Consider the following 1,139-nt stretch of genomic DNA (forward strand, 5'->3'; position numbering starts at 1 on the left):
GACCAGCGTGGACGCGTCGGTCCTGACGGCAACCAGGCTGTCGGTCACGTCCTGCACGGCGGACACCACGGCGGCGCGATATTGCGCCGCGGCCTGTTCATAGGCCGCGCGGGCCGCGCGCTCCTGGTGCAGCAACTGGAACCCCTGGAACAGCGGCTGGGTCAGCGTGCCGGCGATCATCCACTGGCCATAGCCGGGGGCGAACATCTGCCCCACCGACGCGGCGGCAAAGCCGGGCTGCGCGTTCAACTGGATGTTCGGCAGCCGGTTGGCGATGGCGACGCCGATCTGCGCACACGCGGCGTGCCAGTCCGCCTCGGCCACCTTGATGTCCGGCCGCTGGTCGATCAGGCGCGCCGGCAGGCTGACCGGCAGGTCCCGCGGCAGCGTCAGCCCGTCCAGGGTGAAATCGGGCGTCGGGTCGTCCGGCATGTCGCCGGCCAAGGCCGCGATCTGGTCATGCTGCTGCGCCAGTTGCTGTTGCAGCGGGGGCAGCAGCGCCTGGTCCTGCGCCAGTTGCGCGCGCTGCTGGGCGATGTCGGCATCCGCCAACTGGCCCAGCGCCTGCTGGCGCACGCTGGAATCGAGGATCCGCTGCTGGCTCGCGATCAGGCTCTGCACCGTGTCGATCTGCGCCCGCAGCGCGGCATAGGCGATCACGGCCTGCACCAGGTTGCCCGTCAGCGTCAGATAGGTCGCCTCCAACTGATAGCGCGCGGAATCGCGCTGTGCGGTCGTGACCTCGATGCCGCGCCGGACCCCGCCCCAGATATCGGGCTGATAGGCGATATTGAGCTGCGCGGTATGCACCGTATACAGCCAGCTATTGTTGGCCGGCACCGCCGAGTAGGTGCGCGAGGTCTTGAAGCGCGCCGGGTTGTACATTACCGAGATGCTGGGGTACAGCGGCCCCATCTGCGCCTTGCGGTTTTCGTCGGCCACGCGCAGGGCGTGGCGGGCCGCGTCCAGCGTCGGGCTGTTGGCCAGCGCATGGCGGATCAGCCGGTCCAGTGCCGGTGAATGGAACAGCATCCACCATTGGGCCGGAATGTCCGCTCCGGGGTGGAATGTCTGGACCGCGCCGGCCGGATCGGCCGTGCCCACGGTGCCGGCCGGCTGTCCGCCCTGCGCGAAACGGG

The 1,139-nt window shown here is 69.6% G+C and carries 1 protein-coding gene; it reads right to left on the reverse strand.

Annotated features, from left to right (window positions below; all coding sequences use genetic code 11):
* On the reverse strand, positions 1-1,139 hold a 1,139-nt coding region (locus tag HUK84_RS19455), incomplete at both ends, for an efflux transporter outer membrane subunit (protein ID WP_176641679.1).

This window comes from Nguyenibacter vanlangensis (assembly GCF_013376155.1).
Classification (GTDB): domain Bacteria; phylum Pseudomonadota; class Alphaproteobacteria; order Acetobacterales; family Acetobacteraceae; genus Gluconacetobacter; species Gluconacetobacter vanlangensis.